The following is a 14,318-nucleotide window of genomic DNA, read 5'->3' as shown; positions in this document are numbered from 1 at the left end:
CATATTGATTGTTTTTGATGGCAATTGGCAAATCTGATATAAAAATACATGTTATTCTAAATTTTTTCGCGATTAAGTTGTTGTTGTATACGAAAAAGAAACTATAAGTCAGCCCGCATAAAAACCGCAACGGTGCCATCGAGCCGTGGATATTTCTCCATGGAGACATTGGCTGAAAGCGGATGCGGCGACATCGGATTCAACCCAGTCAAACGTCCCGACAGACGGAAGCTGAACCAGGATTCATGCGGGGAGCGAGTTGTTCAAGATATCAAGACGCCACGACGCCCTTGCCGCGTTTCCAGCAAACCAGCCCGACGTGGGCCAAAGCCTGTCCAATTTTTTCATTTCCGAAGCGTGGAGCAGTGACCTCTCGAGTGGCGTCATCATGCTCGGCGAACACGCATGTTTCATGCACGGGTTGCCGCATGGCGAGTGCGGCCTGCTGACCCTGATCCGCTGTTACGATCGCAGTCACCACGCAAAGGTCCTGGAATTGTTTGAGCAGGCATCGACAGCACCGTCACGCTTCTGCTTCTCCACCAATCTGCTGACGCCGGCTGCCGCTCAGCAACCGGTAATCTGCATGGGTGAATCCTCCGGTTTCGATGAAGGGCGGCATGGGCAGATTTCCGGCTTCTTCCTGTTTCCGCGTTTTGAAAACATGCGTTTCGCCGCCTGAATAATGGAAGGCGAGCAATCTGCGCCAGCATTTTTGGGCAGCAATTGTTCACTTAATGGAGACAATTTGTCTTCCGTTGTTCATCTTTCTGCGGAGCGCTATTTGCGTCATTAATATCTCCAGACATCGCCATACAGCCACGGCAAACGCGCCGCTCAATTACTGGAGATAACCATGTCCAACAGCCAGAACGTTCTCGTTCTTATCGCCCGCATTCTGCTTTCCTTCATCTTCATCTATTCCGGTTTCGGCAAGCTGACCGACCCGTCCGGCACCGCAGGTATGATCACCGGCGCCGGTCTTCCTGCCGCGACCCTGCTTGCCTATGTTGCAGGCCTGTTCGAACTCGTCACCGGTCTCGCTATTCTGGTCGGTTTCCAGACCAAGGTCGCTGCACTCGCGCTTGCCGTATTCTGCGTGTTCACCGGCCTCGTCTTCCACAGCGGCACCGTTGCCGTTCCTGGCTGGCCTGACCCGGCACTTGGCTGGATCAACGCGCTTAACGGCATCATGCTGATGAAGAACATCACGCTTGCCGGTGCCTATCTTCTGCTCGTCGCTTTCGGCGCAGGTGCCTACTCGGTCGATGCAAAGCGTGGCGCCGCGGTTGCCCACGCCTGACACAAGCGAAGCCTAAACAAAAACCGCCGGAGCGATCCGGCGGTTTTTTTTATGTTTCAAAGTCGCGAAGACGAGACCTGAATCTGCTTTCAGAATATCGCGCCCCCTCCCCGATATCTCAGGCCTGCAGCGCCGACCTTACGCGTTCTGCGACCTCGAGGATCACCGGGTTGTTGTCGTGTTCCGGTTTACGGGCCCGGACAAAACAGGCCTCTGAGCGAACAATGATGCCATCAGAGAGAATTTTCAGGTGATTGGCTTTGAGCGTCGAACCGGTCGAGGTGATATCGACGATGATATCCGCCTGACCCGCAGCAGGAGCACCTTCTGTCGCGCCAAGGCTCTCGACAATGCGATACAGTTGAATGCCGTGCTGACGCGAAAAGAACTGCTGCGTCAGCCGCCAGTATTTTGTGGCAATAGCCAATCTACGGCCATGACGCGCACGAAACTCCGAGGCAACGTCACCGAGATCGGCCATGCTATCGACATCGAGCCAGATTTCCGGAACAGCAACCACGACATCCGCATGACCAAAACCAAGGCGGGCGCAGAATTCGACCTGCCCATCGGCATTGGTCAGTCCTTCCCGCACCAGATCTTCGCCGGTCACACCGAAATCAACCGTACCCGCGCCAATCTCGCGAGCGATCTCCGAAGCCGACAGATAAGCAATCTCGATATCGTCGCGACCTTCAACGCGGCCGCGATAGGAGCGGTCGTTGCCGATCGCTGCAACCTTCAGCCCGGCGCGCTCCAGAACGGCGGAGGCATCTTCTTTCATGCGGCCCTTCGAGGGCAGTGCAATGGTAATCACAGCGCGTCACTCCCGCGTATCGCTTCGATGCGATCCAGCCATAGCGAAAAGCCAACCGCCGGTATTTTTTCCTTCGCGCCGAGAAGCGTCAGCAGCCGGTCAAAGCGACCGCCGCCTGCCAGAACACTATCACCGCCAGCTTCCACCACTTCGAAAACGAGGCCGGTATAATAATCAAGCGGGCGGCCGAATGCCGCGCGATAAGTGACCGTCTCCAGTGCTACGCCTGCATTGGCGAGTGCGGCAACGCGCTTGTCGAATGCAGACAGAGCACCATCAAGTTTCAGCTTCGCTTTTTCGGCAAAATCGGCGAGCGTCCTCGAGGCTTCCGGCAAAGGTGCCTGCAGCGACAAGAACTGTTTCAACAGGCCAAAGCTTTCATCCGGCAGACGGGTCGCGGCAAGCGCCAGTTTTTCGCGCAGGCGACGGGCAATTTCCTGCGGCGAGCGGCTGGCGTTGGTCGAATAACCGGTTTCCTGCATGACGCTGTCGATGTAATCGACCAGCACCTTTTCTTCACCTGTTGCGAGAAGACCGGCGACACGTGCATCAAGTCCCGTCATCGGTTTGGGATGCACCAAGCTGTCGAGCAACGCTTCAAGCTGCGCCATATCACCAAACGCCTGTACAAGGCGCTTTTGCCACCCAAGCGGCAACCCAAGTGCTGCAACGACGGCCTCAAAAACCTGCTGGTCTCCAAGAGTAACAGTCAAAGTGCGGCCGGGCAGCAGTCGCTTCAACACAGCGGTTGCATCGCTGACGGCACGGGCATCGGAAGCGGCAATATCCGGATCGCCGAGATCCTCGATCCCTGCCTGATAAAATTCGTTCGAGCCTTCGCGGCGCTGACGGAACACCTCGCCGAGATAGGAATACCGCTTCGGCGTGCCGGTCGCCGTTTCAATATGGCGCAGACAGACCGGAATGGTGAATTCGGGCCGCAGGCACAGGCTCTCGCCCGTTTCGCTTTCCGTCATGAAGATACGGCGACGCAAATCCTCGCCAGCCATATCAAGGAAAGGCTCCGCCGGCTGAATAACAGGCGTGTTCACGCGACTGGTGCGGCGCGCGGCAAATTCTTCGAGAAGCTCTCCGGTAAATTCCGGCATGTCGATCAGGGGCATGAAACGGTACTTTTCGTCACGGTGCGAGCGGCTGCATCATTTCGATGCGGTTACCGAAGGGGTCATGGACATAGAACCGGTGATACCCTTCCAACGGCTCATCCTCAACCACATGGCAGCCTGCGGTTTCAAGTGTTTTTCGAAGTTTCGTCAGATCATCGACGATAAAGGCGGGATGGGCCTTACCCGCCGAAACGAAATCCTGCACGACGCCAAGGTGAACCTTCACCGCCCCGAGGGCAAACCAGCAACCGCCTCGTCCCACCAGATTGGCTGGTTTCGTCTGCTCGGCAAGTCCGAGCAGACCGGCATAGAAGGCTCGCGCCTCTTGTTCCCGGCCCGCCGGCATCGCCAGTTGAACGTGATCGAGCGCGAGTATAGCCATGCCATTACTGCCCTTCGGCGGCGCGACGAACGTCCTCTGCCTGATGCGCCAGAATTTCGTGAACCTTCGCAACCAGATCGGCTTCCGACACCGTAATCTGCGCCACACGCGCCTCACGCCATGTGGCATTGTCCTCGATCTCGCCGGAAAGCCGCTTGCCTTCGATCAGATCCTTGATCTGAACCACACCTTCGGCACGCTCGTCGCCGCCTTGAATGATGGCAATCGGCGATCCGAGACGATCTGCATATTTCAGCTGATTGCCAAACTTCTTCCAGTTGCCCTGGTACATTTCGGCACGGATACCTTCGGCACGCAGCGCCTGCGTGAAGCGCTGGTAACGGCCCATACTTTCCACGTCACCGTCCATGACGGTAATGAGAACCGGAGCGAGCGGCTTTGCCTGACCGAGCTTTCCGAGGTTCTTCAGAGCGGTCATCAGACGCGACACACCGATGGAGAAACCGGTTGCGGGAACGGGCTGACCCATGAAGCGGGAAACGAGGCCATCGTAACGGCCACCGCCACCGACGGAGCCGAATACGACCTTTTCGCCTTTTTCATTGGTGACATCGAATGTCAGTTCAGCCTCGTAGACTGGGCCGGTGTAATATTCGAGACCACGGACAACGGACGGATCGATCTTGATGCGCGTTGCATCGTAACCGGCACCTGATACCAGTGCGCCAATGATGTTCAGTTCCGCAACGCCCTCTTCACCCTTGGACGTACCGGCAACCAGCTTGGCGAGATCGTCGGCGCTTACCGCATAGTCCTTGATACCTACGAAAAACAGAACTTTTTCGATCTGCTCATCGCCGAGGCCCGCACCCTTGGTAAAATCGCCGGACTCGTCTTTACGGCCCGGACCAAGCAGCAGACGGACGCCTTCAGGACCAAACTTGTCGAGCTTGTCGATGGCGCGCAGGACATTGAGGCGGCGCGCAGCGTTTTCATCGCCACCGAGACCGATGGCCTCCATGACACCATCCAGAACTTTGCGATTGTTGACGCGAATAACGTAATCGCCGCGCTTGATACCAAGCGCTTCCAGCGTATCCGCCATCATCATGCACATTTCGGCATCTGCCTGCACGCCAGCCGCACCGACCGTATCGGCGTCGAACTGCATGAACTGGCGGAAGCGGCCGGGGCCCGGCTTTTCGTTGCGGAAAACGTAACCGGCACGATAGGTGCGATAGGGAAGCTGAATCTCGTTGAAGTTTTCGGCGACGTGACGGGCAAGCGGGGCGGTCAGATCGTAACGCAGGCTCATCCACTGCTCGTCATCGTCCTGCAGAGAGAACACGCCTTCATTCGGGCGATCACTATCGGGCAGAAACTTGCCAAGCGCGTCGGTGTATTCAAACAGCGGTGTTTCCACCGGATCGAAACCATACAGTTCGTAAACCTTACGGATTTTTTCGATCATCTCATTGGTGGCATGGATATCGGCAGCCGAACGATCCACGAAGCCGCGCGGCAGGCGGGCTTTCAGTTTCTGAGGCTTTTTTGCTTTTTCGCTCATGATGCCGGTCCGATATTTTCCTGAAATTATGCCGGTGTCTTAGAGGATGAAGCCCTGTGCGGCAAGCCGCAAAGGCAGCCTTCGCGCTTGCGAACCACCGGACCATCTGTTAGTCGCTTGTCCGTTGCGTCTCGCAACCGTAAGCGTCTGACGTCAAGCAACGCACCTAACCCTTCGTCTTTCCGGAGGGCGCTGACAAAGGTGCTGTCCATGAAGACGATTTTCCAGAAAGCGAAGCTTTTATGAAACTGTCACGCTTGCCCGCAAAATATGCCGCGATCCTGACGCCATTGATCTTGTCCATCATCATGACCTTCATTGTCTCGCTGATCGCCACCTTCAAGGCTGTCGGCTTCAGCGATTTTTCAGTTCGGGAGTGGATGTCCGCATGGGGGCTTTCCTGGGTGGTCGCGTTCCCGACGCTTCTTCTTGTCTTGCCGCTGGTGCGCAGGATCGTCGGGTTCCTTGTTGCCCCTTATCGCGCCTGATGCGATACCGCGCTCCGCTTGAGCGCGGTATTCTCGACATGCCCTTTCCGTCCGCCTGCAAAATCACGATAAAGGCATCATGATTCTCGAAGCCCTCCAGTATGCCGTAACCCGTGCGATGACACCGAAGGCGTTTCGGCCCTATGTACGATACTCCGTAAACCTCTGGTCGCGGGCCAATCGTTGCGCTTCGGACTGGGCCGAGCATGAACGAAACAGCCAGCAATTCATCCTGCAATCGGCGCGAAGACTGAAACAGCGACGAACCGCCGTCGTTCTCGGCTCAGGCTTGCTGCGGGATGTACCCTACAAACCACTGGTCGGAATGTTCGATACCGTTGTGCTTGTCGATCTGGTGCATCTTGCCAGTGTTCAGTTCAAGATGCGGGCCAATGCCAAGAAAAACGTTCGCATTTCGAACCGCGATCTCTCGGGTTACGACGAGATCCTGGCCGGTCGAACAGCGGAGCCGCTCGAATTCATAAGACGCGTGCCTTATCTCGACCTGGTCGTATCTGCCAATCTGCTTTCTCAGATCGCGACCGGCGCACGCAACAGGCTGGAGCGCGAAAACCCGGCAAACGTCCCTGAGAACTTGCTGCCAAGGCTCGTAGAAACACATCTCGACGCACTTTCGGGCCTTCCCTGCAAGACGTGCCTTCTGACCGATATCGCCTTTGAGGTGATAGGCAAGCACGGGACGGTCCAGCAACAGGATGACCTGCTGCACGGCGTCAAGATTGCCAATCCGGCAGCCACTTGGGATTGGCCGCTTGCGCCTTTCGGTGAAGAAAGCCGGGATTATCGCATCGTTCATCACGTCATAGCGAAAGAACTGACGTGATCGCCTTTGTTCTTTCACAATCGCGGTTGTAAACTCGCCGTCATGCGTTTGTTGATCCGCACATTGATGCTTCTTTCCTGCCTGCTCTACGCCTACATGCCGGCGCAGGCAGCGCTGAGCGTCGTGCCTGCCGTAGGACAGACAGCGCATGGATTAATGGTGGAGAAGAATGGACACGGCCACCATGAACCCGTCGCAGTCAAACCTGCGCTGCAGCAGCATGTGAGTATTGGCGATCCCTGCCCACATCGAGGCAATATAGGCCATGCAGCCTTTTGCGCGGCCTGCGTTGTCGTGATTCCGCAGGTGGATTTTGCCGAGGCGAGCAAAATGCTCTACGCCTATCCGCATCCCGATCTTGGAACCGCCTTCGTTGGCAATGTTCCCGCACCGCCGCTTCCGCCGCCCCGCGTCTGACGTTTCGGTTTTTTCTTCAATCTTATCGAAACACTCCGTGAGACACGGAAAGGATACCTCATGTCCATCAAACTTACAGTCATCGGCGCCGTCTTTGCCGCAGCAGCAACCGCTATGCCCCTGCTCGCACAGGATGCGAGCGGTCATGCCGGACACGACATGTCGAAGGGTGCAGCAACAGAAACCGGATCGACCAAGGCTTTCATGGAAGCCAGCAAGAAGATGCACGGCGATATGTCCATGGACTACACCGGTAACGCCGATGTGGATTTCGTGCGAGGCATGATCCCGCATCATCAGGGTGCAATCGATATGGCCAAGGTTCAATTGCAATACGGCAAGGACCCTGAAATCCGCAAACTGGCGGAAGAGGTCATCAAGGCGCAGGAAGGCGAAATCGCCATGATGAAAGCCTGGCTCAAGTCAAACGGCCATTAAGCTCAAAACGGGAGCGCCGGTGACGGCGCTCCCTCATTTGCCTCAAAGACCGGCAAGACCCGTCTTGTAATCCTCCGAAGCAGCACGGCTCAGTCGCTCAAGTTCCATGGCGGCACGGCTGGTATGCCGTTCCTTGTGACGTAAAAGCGCGAAGTTGCGAGCCGGCAGATCGATACCCGCGCGCACAAGCATGCCCTGTCGCAGGAACAGCGAGGCGACGGATGCGGAAACGGCCGTCGCAGCGCCACCGGCGCGTGCAGCTGTCACGACCGCTTCGTTGGACGGCAGTTCCAGCATGACAGTCAGATCGTCCGGATCGACCCCCATCTGCCGCACGGCGGACTCAAACGCTGAACGGGTTCCCGACCCCTGTTCGCGCAGCACCCAAGCCGTACCGTAAAGCATATCAAGTGCAGTCAGGTGGCGACCATCGGCAAAGGGATGGGCAGAGCCGGTGACGACCAAAAGCTTGTCGGCAACGACGGGCTGGACATGCAAGGCGGGCTCATCGATCACGCCTTCGATAAACCCAACCTCTGCCAGACCTTCGAGGACCGCCTGTGTCACCGTTTTCGTGTTGCCGATATCGAGCTTCAACGTCACACCGGGATAGAGCTTCTTGAATTGCATCAGGATGGGTGGCAGCCAATAGCTGGCAATTGTCTGGCTGGCGCAGATGGTAATTTCGCCACGCGTCAAACCGCCCATCTCGGACAGAATAAGTTCGGCATTGCGAACGCGAGCCAGCGTCGCCTTCGCTTCGCCCAGAAAGACCCGGCCGCTTTCGGTCAATTCGATGTTACGCCCGACCCGGTGAAACAGTTCCACATTGTAAAATGCCTCAAGATTTTTGATCGCAGAACTGACGGCGGAGGCGGTGAGCCCGATGGCTTCTGCCGCTCTCGTGAGGTGCTCGCGCTCGGCAACTGCAACAAATATTCTCAACTGCTCAAAGGTCATGGCTCTTCATTCGATTCAATCGAACGATTTATGCCATATTATTTGATAGAATAAAACAGCCCCATCCGCCATTGTCGCCTCATGCAACATCATCGCGCCGCCACACAGCCTTTTCACGTTTCTCTCCGCCGCTTGACGCCGCTCCTGCCGGGCATTCTCCTGTGCGCCGCCGTAAGCTGTGCTGCAATTCTGGCCGAGACATTCCAGGCGCGTCTGGTCGGTCATGCCTGGCTTGGCGATCTGGTTCTGGCGATCCTGTTCGGCACGGCATTGCGCTCCTTGATAACCCTGCCCGCCGTCGCATCTGCCGGCATCAAGTTCAGTGCCAAAACGCTGCTCGAGATTGCGGTGGCGCTTCTTGGGGCATCGCTCAGCCTCTCCATCCTGAAAGGCGCGGGCGGCCTTTTGATCGGTGGCATCGCATTGATTGTCGCTCTCTCGCTTGTTGTCAGCTATTTCGCCGGACGCATGCTGGGGTTGCCACCGAAGCTGGCGACTTTGATTGCCTGCGGCAACTCGATCTGTGGCAACTCGGCCATCGCGGCGGCGGCACCCGCCATCGGCGCGAAACCTGAAGATGTTGCGGCCTCCATCGCCTTCACCGCAGTTCTCGGCGTTGCCGCCGTGTTGCTGATGCCATTTCTGCCAAGCCTTCTCGGCCTTGATGCCACCCAGTACGGCATCTTTGCGGGCCTGACTGTCTACGCGGTTCCTCAGGTTCTTGCTGCCACGGCACCGCTCGGCACCGTCGCCGTGCAAACGGGCACGATCGTCAAACTCATCCGTGTCCTGATGCTGGGTCCGGTTATCGCAACGCTGTCGCTCATCCATGGGCAGTCGGGTACAGGACGTCTCAAGCTGCAGCAGATGGTTCCGTGGTTCATCATCTGCTTCGTGCTGATGATCATGGCTCGGTCATTCGGCCTTATTCCACAGGCTCTGCTCGGCCCGGTCGCGACACTGTCCAACGTGTTGACCATCATGTCGATGGCTGCCCTTGGCCTATCGGTTGACATCCGCAGCCTTCGCCATGCAGGCGGCCGGGTCATTGCCGCAGCCAGCCTGTCGCTCGTTCTGCTTGGCGTACTCAGCCTTGGCTTGATTGCACTGACGCAAACAGTCTGAGAACCGGGGACCGACAGAAGACAGACGGAGCGGCCTCGCTGCTCCGTTTTTGTTTGGGCGCTTAAGGCCCAGGCCTTATTTTTGCGTGCTGACCGTCAATGTGTAATGAGCGCCAAGGCCACGGCGCGACGAACCGAGAATAAGGGTCGGGCGGATCAGCCAGTCGGTGTCAGTTTTCGGGGTCAGAACCGCTGTTTTGCCTTCCGCATCGCTGAAGAAGATTGCATCCTCTTCCGGTGTCGAAAAATCGAAGACCGCCATCAGCACGAACTCGCTGGATGAGGCGAGTTCGATCTTGACCGTTTGTCCGGCTTTGACCTTGATGCGGTACACCTCCCCGCGCCCACGCCTTGTCCACCCGTCCAGCCTCAACGGGCCGGTCTGTGGCATTGCGACGTCCTTCAATCGCTCACCATCGTCCAGCCAGATACCGTCGACGTTGCGGCTTTCTGCAAAGGATTGAACCGGCAGCGCCGAAACAGCCATAATAAAAGCCAGAAGAGCAGCCGATATCTTCATGGACGTATAAACTCCCGCCGCAACGCCTCGATCGGCTGCCGGCAATGACAGCCTTCAATATGATCGTTGACCATGCCCATCGCTTGCATGAACGCATAAACCGTCGTCGGGCCGACAAAGGTCCAGCCACGTTTCTTCAGGTCCTTCGAAAGACGAGTCGATGCTGCCGTGATCGGGTTGGCCCGAAGAGTGGCATAGTCCAGCTTTTGCGGCCTTTCTGCGGCGGCCGGTTCGAAACCCCAGAAATAGCGCGCCAACGTTCCGAATTCCTGCTTCAAATCCACGGCACGACGGGCGTTGTTGATGGTCGATACGATCTTGCCGCGATGACGAATGATGCCTTTGTCGGCGAGACAGCGCTCTATGTCCGCATCACCGAACTCAGCCACCTTGTCGAAGTCGAAGCCTGCAAAAGCAGAGCGGAACGCCTCCCGCTTGCGCAAGACCGTCAGCCAGGACAAACCGGACTGAAAGCCCTCTAGACATATCTTCTCGAAAAGGCGCCGATCGTCCGTGACCGGATAACCCCACTCCTCGTCGTGATAGCGGCTGTAGTCTTCAAGGCCCTGCTGCCAGGAGCAGCGGATCTTGCCGTCCATACCCGTTTGAAGTCCCGTTTCGCTCATGCGGCGATTACCTTCCATTACGGTCAAAGACTGGTCAGCTCGGCACTTACCACTGATTCACCATGTTTCAAAACCGTGCGCTAACCCTAACGACAGCTTTCGCTAAAACTGCGTCTTTTCATGAATGGGTGTTTACCATTCGCTGGTCCCAAGGTGCGAACCTATCCTGCAAATGCGGGCCTATGGTTCCCGTGTCCCTTCTTGCGGTGTCATGTAAAAAGAGTCCACCCGATGACGATGAAATCCGTTTTTATGGCGTTGAGCCTGTTTTCTGTGTTCGCAGCCCCTGCCGCCATGGCCAACGACCGTTATCGGGAGCGTCCGCCTGTTGTTGTGAGCCCTGATCTTTCCGCCCCATGGGTCACGCAGCTCGGTGGCGCCAATGTCCGCCCCGTTGTTTATCCGCGCCCGCCGGCCGCCCGCCAGCCGATCTACCGGCAGCAGCAGGCCGCGATGCCACAGCGCCCGAATTCCGGCGTCACCTCGCAGCGCCCCGCGCGGGTGCAGGCAGCCGCCGTGCGGCCCAACGCACCGGTTCGCTCGCAGATTGCACCGCAGTTCCTGCCGCAGATCGTGAATTACGAAACGAATGAAAAGCCCGGCACAATCGTCATCGATACGCCGAACCGCTTTCTTTACCTCGTCATGGCCGACGGCAAGGCACGCCGCTACGGCGTCGGCGTCGGTAAACCCGGATTCGAATGGGCAGGGACGCACAAGGTGACCCGCAAGGCCGAATGGCCGAGCTGGACCCCACCGAAAGAGATGATTACGCGAGAAGCAGCCAAGGGACATTACCTGCCAGCCTTCATGGAGGGCGGCCCGGCAAACCCGATGGGCGCGCGCGCCATGTATCTCGGCTCCACCCTTTATCGCATTCACGGAACCAACCAGCCGTGGACAATTGGCAGCAACAACTCCTCCGGCTGCATCCGCATGCGCAACGAAGATGTCACCGATCTCTATGAGCGCGTGAATGTCGGGACGACGGTGATTGTGATCTGACGGCAACGGTCACAGTATTCCGCAACTGCGCGGCAGTACAAAACCGCACTGTTCGCTTGAAACGATGCACCCGAACGCTACAGTTCAACGGACGGTGGAAAAACCACTGAAAAATACTTGGCGGGGGACGCCAGGCGCCAGACCTCTCTCAGGGGGATGATGGAACGGCCTTGAAACGGGTGGTCTTTGGCCACCCGTTTTTCGTTTCGTGCAAAGCCGTCTGCACTGTCTAGACAGGAAGCTCTGCGGGTCTGGGGCCGCCATAGGCCCAGTCAAGCAATTGCGCCGTGTGCAGGATTGGCATGTCGGTTCCGGTTGCGATCTGGGTGATGCAGCCAATATTGCCGGTGGCAATCACATCGGCTTTCGTTGCTTCGATATTCTTTACCTTGCGCGCCTTCAACTGGGCCGAGATTTCCGGCTGCATGATGTTGTAGGTTCCGGCCGATCCGCAACAGAGATGCCCTTCTGCCGGATCGCGAACGGTGAAGCCCGCGGCTTTCAGCAAGAGCTTCGGCGCCATGGTGATCTTCTGGCCATGCTGCATGGAACAGGCGGAATGATAGGCGACTGTCAGTCCGTTTCTGTCACGCTGAGGCAATTCGAGCGTCGCCAGATATTCTGTAATATCCTTGGCCAGCGATGAAACGCGGGCCGCCTTTTCCGCAAAGACAGGATCAAGCCGCAGCATGTGGCCGTAATCCTTGATCGTCGTGCCACAACCGGAAGCCGTGATGATGATGGCGTCGAGGCCACCCTGCTCGATCTCTCGCGTCCACACATCGACATTGCGCCGTGCGGCGGCGAGCGCCTGCTCCTCTCGCCCCATGTGATGAACCAGAGAACCACAACAGCCTTCGCCCCTGGGAACGACCACCTCCACACCGAACCTCGTCAAAAGGCGCATCGTCGCCTCGTTGATGGCGGGGTCGAGCACAGGCTGTGCGCAACCACTGAGGATCGCGACACGCGCACGCTTTGTCCCTTCGGCGCCGCGTGTGCCAGGTTTGACGGAGGCAGAAACCGGGGGCACCTGCGTCGGTGCGAGCGCGAGCATCGATACGAGCGGTTTGAATGCAGGCGTTTTTGCAAACAAGGCCGCGAAGGGTCGCGCCATATTGGCAAGACGCAAGGCAGCCCGGAACCGTGCGGGGTAAGGCAGAACAAAAGCCAGCAGGCTGCGGATCAGCCGATCGGCCAGCGGTCGTTTGTAGGTCTTTTCAATGTGGGCGCGGGCGTGGTCGACAAGGTGCATGTAGTCCACGCCCGAAGGACAGGTTGTGGTACAGGCCAGACAGGACAGACAGCGATCGATATGGGTCACCACCTCCTTGTCCGCAGGCCGGCTGTTTTCCAGCATGTCCTTGATGAGATAAATGCGCCCACGCGGACTATCCAACTCATTTCCAAGGGTGACATAGGTCGGACAGGTCGCCGTACAGAACCCGCAATGCACACATTTGCGCAGGATTTTTTCGGATTCGGCCACATGCGGATCGGCAAGCTGCTCAGGCGTAAATGATGTCTGCATGGTTCAAGCCGCCCTTGTCATCTTGCCGGGATTGAAGATGCCCGCCGGATCGAGCTTTTCCTTGATGCGTACCGAAAGAAGCGCTTCAGCGGCAGCACGCGGTTCGAAGGCGTCGATGGTCGAACGCATGGTATCGTCAGCCCTCAGCAAGGTGGCATGGCCGCCGCCAAAAGCCCTGATTGCGCCACGTAACAGATCCGCTTCCGGATCTGCCTCCATCTGCATCCAGACAAGCCCGCCCTGCCAATCGTAAAAGGCATCGATACCGGCTTCCATCCGCAGTGCAGCAACCAGCCTGTGACCTGCACCTGGAGCGACCGAAACGCGCCAGAGCGGTTTCGCCGCCTGCCCATGATACGGGGCCACATCCCGGACCTGCTGCCACAGCAGATTGCTTTCCTCATCTTCCAGCACCACCCACGGCCCTACCCTGTCCATGACAGAAAGAAGCTTCTGTGCCCGTGCCTCAACAGACGGGCCAAGTCCTTCAAGGCGAAGGATCGTCGCCGGTCCCTCCGGCAAAGCGCCGCCCAGGAAACGGGAGCGAACGCTTTCGGGAAGATGCGCCGCTCCAGAGACTTCGACACTCAGCGCCATCGCGCCGGCCATGACCGTTGTGGCAGCCTCGTCGTCCAGACCTGAAATCACAACCGTTCTTTCGACGGGAGGCTTCGGCAAAACGCGGAAGGTCACTTCCGTCAAAAGACCGAGCGTGCCGTAAGATCCGGCAAGAAGCCTCGAAAGATCAAGTCCGGTGACGTTCTTCATGACCCGGCCACCGGCCTTGATGATCTCTCCCGCACCGTTGATGAAACGTGTGCCAAGCAGACTGTCGCGCGCTGCGCCCGCCACATAACGACGCGGACCGGAGACGTTGGCGGCAAAAATGCCACCAATGGTCGGCTCTCCCGTCGTGCCCATGATGCCGCGGTGATCCATCGGCTCGAAAGCCATCATCTGGCGGTTTTCGGCAAGAGCCGCCTGGATAACGGACACGGCTGTTCCAGCCCTGACGGTCATGACCATTTCCGCCGCCGTATAGCTGACGATGCCGGAAAGGCCGAGCGATGAGAGGTTTGCGTCGGCCGCGACAGAGTTTCCAAAACCCGCGCGCGTGTTGCCGCCCGCAACTTGCAAAGCCGTTTTGCTGGTGGAGCACTCGCGGACGATGTCGGCCGCCTCTTCCTCCGTAACCGGTGTCAAAATAT

17 protein-coding genes are annotated in these 14,318 nt (G+C 57.8%); 8 read left to right on the top strand and 9 right to left on the bottom strand.

Going from position 1 to position 14,318, the window contains the following annotated elements; all coding sequences use genetic code 11:
- Positions 1–241 precede the first annotated feature (241 nt).
- The gene (locus FY156_01950) at positions 242–682 is read left to right on the top strand and encodes a hypothetical protein (GenBank protein ID UXS02983.1); all 441 of its coding nucleotides are present in this window, start codon (positions 242–244) and stop codon (positions 680–682) included.
- 174 nt (positions 683–856) lie between these two features.
- Positions 857–1,303, top strand: coding sequence for a DoxX family protein (locus FY156_01945; GenBank protein UXS00339.1), 447 nt, complete (start codon positions 857–859; stop codon positions 1,301–1,303).
- A gap of 118 nt (positions 1,304–1,421) precedes the next feature.
- Here FY156_01945 and FY156_01940 read toward each other — a convergent pair whose 3' ends face one another.
- Genes FY156_01940 through FY156_01925 form a run of 4 tightly spaced genes read right to left on the bottom strand, consistent with a single transcriptional unit; the run spans position 1,422 to position 5,157 of the window.
- Positions 1,422–2,120, bottom strand: a complete 699-nt coding sequence (locus FY156_01940; GenBank protein UXS00338.1) for an ATP phosphoribosyltransferase — start codon at positions 2,118–2,120, stop codon at positions 1,422–1,424.
- Positions 2,117–3,244 (bottom strand): ATP phosphoribosyltransferase regulatory subunit, encoded by a 1,128-nt coding sequence (locus FY156_01935; GenBank protein ID UXS00337.1) that lies wholly within the window; start codon positions 3,242–3,244, stop codon positions 2,117–2,119. The genes FY156_01940 and FY156_01935 overlap by 4 nt, the downstream gene beginning before the upstream one ends.
- A 16-nt stretch (positions 3,245–3,260) precedes the next feature.
- On the bottom strand, positions 3,261–3,629 hold the full coding sequence (locus FY156_01930; protein UXS00336.1) for a glyoxalase: 369 nt from the start codon (positions 3,627–3,629) through the stop codon (positions 3,261–3,263).
- Positions 3,630–3,633: 4 nt separating this feature from the next.
- Positions 3,634–5,157 (bottom strand): histidine--tRNA ligase, encoded by a 1,524-nt coding sequence (locus FY156_01925; protein UXS00335.1) that lies wholly within the window; start codon positions 5,155–5,157, stop codon positions 3,634–3,636.
- 242 nt (positions 5,158–5,399) lie between these two features.
- On the opposite strand from FY156_01925, the gene FY156_01920 reads away from it, so the two are divergent.
- The 4 genes from FY156_01920 to FY156_01905 all read left to right on the top strand — a co-directional run bounded on the left by FY156_01920 (position 5,400) and on the right by FY156_01905 (position 7,344).
- Positions 5,400–5,645: a DUF2798 domain-containing protein gene (locus tag FY156_01920; GenBank protein UXS00334.1), complete on the top strand. Its 246-nt coding sequence runs from the start codon at positions 5,400–5,402 to the stop codon at positions 5,643–5,645.
- A gap of 79 nt (positions 5,646–5,724) precedes the next feature.
- Positions 5,725–6,489: a hypothetical protein gene (locus tag FY156_01915; protein ID UXS00333.1), complete on the top strand. Its 765-nt coding sequence runs from the start codon at positions 5,725–5,727 to the stop codon at positions 6,487–6,489.
- A gap of 42 nt (positions 6,490–6,531) precedes the next feature.
- Positions 6,532–6,906, top strand: a complete 375-nt coding sequence (locus tag FY156_01910; protein ID UXS00332.1) for a hypothetical protein — start codon at positions 6,532–6,534, stop codon at positions 6,904–6,906.
- 60 nt (positions 6,907–6,966) lie between these two features.
- Positions 6,967–7,344, top strand: a complete 378-nt coding sequence (locus FY156_01905) for a DUF305 domain-containing protein (protein UXS00331.1) — start codon at positions 6,967–6,969, stop codon at positions 7,342–7,344.
- Positions 7,345–7,386: 42 nt separating this feature from the next.
- On the opposite strand, the gene FY156_01900 is transcribed toward FY156_01905, so the two are convergent.
- On the bottom strand, positions 7,387–8,304 hold the full coding sequence (locus tag FY156_01900) for a LysR family transcriptional regulator (protein ID UXS00330.1): 918 nt from the start codon (positions 8,302–8,304) through the stop codon (positions 7,387–7,389).
- A gap of 81 nt (positions 8,305–8,385) precedes the next feature.
- Here FY156_01900 and FY156_01895 point away from each other — a divergent pair, with 81 nt between their 5' ends.
- Positions 8,386–9,429, top strand: a complete 1,044-nt coding sequence (locus FY156_01895; protein ID UXS00329.1) for a YeiH family putative sulfate export transporter — start codon at positions 8,386–8,388, stop codon at positions 9,427–9,429.
- Between the two features lie 75 nt (positions 9,430–9,504).
- On the opposite strand, the gene FY156_01890 is transcribed toward FY156_01895, so the two are convergent.
- Positions 9,505–9,948, bottom strand: coding sequence for a hypothetical protein (locus FY156_01890; protein ID UXS00328.1), 444 nt, complete (start codon positions 9,946–9,948; stop codon positions 9,505–9,507).
- Positions 9,945–10,574: a DNA-3-methyladenine glycosylase I gene (locus FY156_01885; GenBank protein UXS00327.1), complete on the bottom strand. Its 630-nt coding sequence runs from the start codon at positions 10,572–10,574 to the stop codon at positions 9,945–9,947. Before FY156_01885 ends, FY156_01890 begins: the two co-directional genes overlap by 4 nt.
- Positions 10,575–10,805: 231 nt before the next feature.
- Here FY156_01885 and FY156_01880 point away from each other — a divergent pair, with 231 nt between their 5' ends.
- Positions 10,806–11,579 (top strand): L,D-transpeptidase, encoded by a 774-nt coding sequence (locus FY156_01880; protein UXS00326.1) that lies wholly within the window; start codon positions 10,806–10,808, stop codon positions 11,577–11,579.
- A gap of 229 nt (positions 11,580–11,808) precedes the next feature.
- Here the strand turns inward: FY156_01880 and glcF are convergent, their stop codons facing one another.
- Positions 11,809–13,110, bottom strand: coding sequence for a glycolate oxidase subunit GlcF (glcF, locus tag FY156_01875; protein UXS00325.1), 1,302 nt, complete (start codon positions 13,108–13,110; stop codon positions 11,809–11,811).
- Between the two features lie 3 nt (positions 13,111–13,113).
- The gene (locus FY156_01870; GenBank protein UXS02982.1) at positions 13,114–14,316 is read right to left on the bottom strand and encodes an FAD-binding protein; all 1,203 of its coding nucleotides are present in this window, start codon (positions 14,314–14,316) and stop codon (positions 13,114–13,116) included.
- Positions 14,317–14,318: the final 2 nt, after the last annotated feature.

This window comes from Agrobacterium tumefaciens (assembly GCA_025559845.1).
Taxonomy (GTDB): Bacteria; Pseudomonadota; Alphaproteobacteria; order Rhizobiales; family Rhizobiaceae; genus Agrobacterium.
Note: the sequence above shows the minus strand (reverse complement) of the source record. Positions and strands in the feature narration are given on the sequence as shown.